This is a genomic window from Streptomyces katrae, assembly GCF_000966975.1.
Classification (GTDB): Bacteria; Actinomycetota; Actinomycetes; order Streptomycetales; family Streptomycetaceae; genus Streptomyces; species Streptomyces katrae.
Genome location: NZ_JZWV01001272.1, coordinates 1 through 4,593 on the forward strand (window position 1 = coordinate 1; position 4,593 = coordinate 4,593).

Sequence of the window (4,593 nt, forward strand, 5' to 3'; positions counted from 1 at the left end):
GCGGGCGCAGACGGCGACCTCCGCGCCCGCCGCGAGGAACGAGCGGGCGATCCCGGCGCCGACGCCCCGGGTTCCGCCGGTGACGACCACGACCCTCCCCTTGAGCTCCATCGGCTGCTACCTTCCTCACCTAACAAATGTTTGGTGGAAAGGTAGCTGATCCGCTCATGGGTGTCTCCACCTCCCGCCCGGACAAGGGCATCGCACTCGTCACAGTGGACTTCCCGCCCGTCAACGCCCTTCCCGTGCACGGCTGGTACGAGCTCGCCGACGCCGTACGCACCGCCGGCCGCGACCCGGAGGTCCGCTGCGTGGTCCTGGCGGCCACCGGCCGGGGCTTCAACGCCGGCGTCGACATCAAGGAGATGCAGCGCGACACCGGGCACTCCGCCCTCATCGGCGCCAACCGGGGCTGCTACGAGGCCTTCGCCGCCGTGTACGAGTGCGAGGTCCCGGTGGTGGCGGCGGTGCACGGCTTCTGCCTGGGCGGCGGCATCGGCCTCGTCGGCAACGCCGACGCGATCGTGGCCTCCGAGGACGCCGTCTTCGGCCTGCCCGAGCTGGACCGGGGGGCCCTCGGCGCCGCCACCCACCTGGCCCGGCTCGTCCCGCAGCACCTGATGCGCGCCCTCTACTACACCTCGCGCACCGCCACCGCCGCCGAACTCCACGCCCACGGCTCGGTCTGGAAGGTGGTCCCGCGCACGGAGCTGTCCGCCGCCGCCCTGGAACTGGCGGCCGAGATCGCGAAGAAGGACGCCACCCTCATCCGGCTGGCCAAGGCCGCCATCAACGGCATCGACCCGGTCGACGTGCGCCGCAGCTACCGCTTCGAGCAGGGGTTCACCTTCGAGGCCAACCTCAGCGGGGTCGCCGACCGGGTCCGCGACACCTTCGGGAAGGCACAGGGAGGCACCGCATGACGGACAAGACCATGACCCCCGACGAGGTAGTCGGACGGCTGCGCAGCGGAATGACCCTGGGCATCGGCGGCTGGGGCTCCCGGCGCAAGCCGATGGCCCTGGTGCGGGCACTGCTCCGCTCCGAGATCACCGATCTCACCGTGATCTCGTACGGCGGCCCCGACGTCGGTCTCCTCGCCGCCGCCGGACGCGTCCGCCGCCTGATCGCCCCCTTCGCCACCCTGGACTCCGTCCCGCTGGAGCCGCACTTCCGGGCCGCCCGCGAGGGCGGCTCCCTCGCCCTCACCGAGTACGACGAGGCCATGTTCATGTGGGGTCTGCACGCCGCGGCGAACCGGCTGCCCTTCCTGCCCGTCCGCGCCGGCCTCGGCTCCGACGTCATGCGGGTCAACCCGGAACTGCGCACCGTCACCTCCCCCTACGCCGACGGCGAGGAGTTCGTCGCCGTCCCCGCCCTGCGCATGGACGCGGCCCTCGTCCACCTCAACCGGGCCGACCGCCTCGGCAACGCCCAGTACCTGGGCCCCGACCCGTACTTCGACGACCTCTTCTGCGAGGCCGCCGACAGCGCGTACGTCTCGTGCGAGCAGCTGGTGGAGAGCGCCGAGCTCGCCAAGTCCGGCCCCCCGCAGTCCCTCCTGGTCAGCCGGCACTCGGTCACCGGGGTCGTGGAGACCCCGAACGGGGCGCACTTCACCTCCTGCGCGCCCGACTACGAGCGCGACGAGGCCTTCCAGAAGCTGTACGCGACCACCCCCTGGCCCGAGTTCGCCGCCCGCTTCCTGTCCGGGGCGGGCGAGCACGACTACCAGAGCGCCGTCCGCACCTGGCAGGAGGAACAGCGATGACCAGTCGCGCGGAGTACTGCGTGCTCGCCTGCGCCGAGGCCTGGCGCGGCGACGGGGAGGTCCTCGCCAGCCCGATGGGCCCGATCCCCTCCTTCGGGGCGCGGCTGGCCAAGCGGACCTTCTCCCCCGACCTGCTGCTGACCGACGGCGAGGCGATGCTGGTCGGCCTGGACGGGACGGTGGAGGGCTGGCTCCCCTACCGCCGCCACCTGACGATGGTCACCGGCGGGCGGCGGCACGTGATGATGGGCGCGAGCCAGATCGACCGCTACGGCAACCAGAACATCTCCTGCATCGGCGACTGGGAGCGGCCCTCCCGCCAGCTGCTGGGCGTGCGCGGGGCACCCGTCAACACCCTGAACAACCCGGTCAGCTACTGGGTGCCCCGGCACTCCCCGCGGGTGTTCGTCGAACGCGTCGACATGGTGAGCGGGGTGGGGTACGACCGCGCGGCGGCGGCCGGCCCCTCGGCGTCCCGCTTCCACCGGCTGCCGCGCGTGGTCAGCGACCTCGGGGTGTTCGACTTCACCGGTCCCGGGCACTCGATGCGGCTGGTCTCCGTCCACCCGGGGGTGACGGTGGAGCAGGTCCGCGCGGCCACCGGGTTCGAGCTCGCGACCGGCGAGGAGGTCCCGTACACCCGTGAGCCCACCGCCGAGGAGCTGCGGCTGATCCGCGAGGTGATCGACCCGAAGGGCCTGCGCGACCGCGAGGTGCGGGGCTGACATGGCGGAACGGCGGCTGGAGACGGCGTTCACCAAGCTGGTCGGGGTCCGGTACCCGATCGTGCAGACGGGCATGGGCTGGGTGGCCGGCCCGCGCCTGGTGTCGGCGGCGGCGGAGGCGGGGGCGCTGGGCATCCTGGCCTCGGCGACGATGACGACGGAGCAGCTGCGCGCGGCCGTCCAGGAGGTGCGGTCGCGTACGGACGCGCCGTTCGGGGTGAACCTGCGCGCGGACGCGGGGGACGCGGCCGAGCGGGTCCGGCTGATCATCGACGAGGGCGTGCGGGTGGCGTCGTTCGCGCTGGCCCCGTCCCGGGAGCTGATCGCGCGGCTCAAGGACGCGGGGGTGGTGGTGATCCCCTCGGTGGGGGCGCGCCGGCACGCCGAGAAGGTCGCGGCCTGGGGCGCCGACGCGGTGATCGTGCAGGGCGGGGAGGGCGGCGGCCACACCGGGGAGGTGGCCACGACGGTCCTGCTGCCGCAGGTGGTCGACGCGGTGGACGTCCCCGTCGTCGCGGCGGGCGGTTTCCGGGACGGGCGCGGCCTGGTGGCGGCGCTCGCGTACGGGGCCTCGGGCATCGCGATGGGCACGCGGTTCCTGCTGACCTCCGATTCGACCGTCCCGGACGCCGTGAAGGCCGAGTACCTGAAGGCCACGGTCAAGGACGTCACCGTCACCACGGCCGTGGACGGGCTCCCGCACCGGATGCTGCGCACCGAGCTGGTGGCCTCCCTGGAGCGGGCGGGCCGGGCGCGGGCGCTGGCCCGAACGGTGCGGCACGCGGCGGGCTTCCGGAAGCTGTCGGGGCTGTCCTGGTCCCGGATGGTGCGCGACGGTCTGGCGATGAAGCACGGCAAGGACCTGTCCTGGAGCCAGGTCCTGCTCGCCGCGAACACCCCGATGCTCCTGAAGGCGTCCATGGTCGAGGGCCGTACGGACCTCGGTGTCATGGCATCGGGCCAGGTCGCGGGGGTGATCGAGGACCTGCCGTCGTGTGCGGAACTCGTCGGCCGCGTCATGGCCGAAGCGCACACCGTGCTGGACCGGCTGCACGCGTCCGGTCCGCACGTGCTCGGCACCCTGCCACCACCAGGGTGATCCCCTTCTCCGTCACAGGAGTCGCCCGTATGAGACGTGCCCGCATCCGCCTGGCGACCGCGGCGACCGCCGCCGCGCTCGCCCTCGGAACCCTGCCCGCCGCCGCGTACGCGGCGGCGGCTCCGGCAACCGCGGCCCGTACCCGGCACCACCAGCTCCAGCCTTCGTCCCAGGCGATCCGGCAGATCCCCCTCCAGGGCGCCGTCAACCTCCGGGACGTCGGCGGGTACTACACGTACAGCGGCGGGCAGGTCCGCCAGGGGCTGGTCTACCGCTCCGACGCACTGGGCAAGCTGACCGCGGCGGACATCACCACCGTCTCCGGTCTCGGCCTCACGAAGGTCGTCGATTTCCGCATCCCGATGGAGCTCCAGTACGACGGCGCGGACAGGCTGCCGCCGGGGCTCTCCCCCACCTCCCGCCCGGTCAGCGACCTGGGCCTGTACGGCACCCTGGTCGGCGCGATATCCAGCGGCGACCCCGTCAAGCAGGAGCAGATGCTCGGCGGCGGGCGGGCCGAGGCCTACATGCGGGACGTCTACCGCACGTTCGTGACGAGCCCCGAGAACCGGGCGCAGTTCGCGACGACGCTGCGGGAGATCGCGGACGGCGGCCAGGGGCCGCTGCTCTACCACTGCACCTCGGGCAAGGACCGTACGGGGTGGATGAGTTACGTCCTGCTGCGGGCGCTGGGCGTGCCGCAGGAGACGGCCGGGAGCGACTACCTGGCCTCGAACACCTTCCGTGCGGCGTACGACGCCCAGGTGCGCGCGGGCCTCAAGCAGTCGGGCCGGATGCAGAACCCGGACCTGCTGATCCCGCTCCAGGAGGTCCGCCAGGACTACCTGGACGCGGCGACGGCGCGGATGGAGGCCGACTACGGCGGCTTCTACGGCTATCTGACGGACGGTCTGGGCCTGGACCTGCGGACGCTGGCGAAGCTGCAGAACAAGCTGGTCCGGTAGGCAACTGCCGGAGTACCCGCCGCGGTACCGGCC

Annotated in this window: 5 protein-coding genes; all 5 read left to right on the forward strand. The window is 72.9% G+C overall.

What is annotated here, in order from left to right; translation table 11 throughout:
* The first annotated feature begins 167 nt into the window (after window positions 1-167).
* The 5 genes from VR44_RS36075 to VR44_RS36095 are packed head-to-tail and all read left to right on the forward strand — an operon-like array spanning window position 168 to window position 4,560.
* A complete protein-coding gene (locus VR44_RS36075) occupies window positions 168-923 on the forward strand; it encodes an enoyl-CoA hydratase family protein (RefSeq protein WP_045951882.1) in 756 nt (251 codons plus the stop codon).
* Window positions 920-1,771, forward strand: coding sequence for a CoA transferase subunit A (locus VR44_RS36080; RefSeq protein WP_045951883.1), 852 nt, complete (start codon window positions 920-922; stop codon window positions 1,769-1,771). Before VR44_RS36075 ends, VR44_RS36080 begins: the two co-directional genes overlap by 4 nt.
* Window positions 1,768-2,496 (forward strand): CoA-transferase subunit beta, encoded by a 729-nt coding sequence (locus VR44_RS36085; RefSeq protein WP_045951884.1) that lies wholly within the window; start codon window positions 1,768-1,770, stop codon window positions 2,494-2,496. The genes VR44_RS36080 and VR44_RS36085 overlap by 4 nt, the downstream gene beginning before the upstream one ends.
* Window positions 2,497-2,512: 16 nt before the next feature.
* A complete protein-coding gene (locus VR44_RS36090) occupies window positions 2,513-3,595 on the forward strand; it encodes an NAD(P)H-dependent flavin oxidoreductase (protein WP_045951886.1) in 1,083 nt (360 codons plus the stop codon).
* Between the two features lie 29 nt (window positions 3,596-3,624).
* Window positions 3,625-4,560, forward strand: coding sequence for a tyrosine-protein phosphatase (locus VR44_RS36095; protein ID WP_045951885.1), 936 nt, complete (start codon window positions 3,625-3,627; stop codon window positions 4,558-4,560).
* Window positions 4,561-4,593 lie beyond the last annotated feature (33 nt).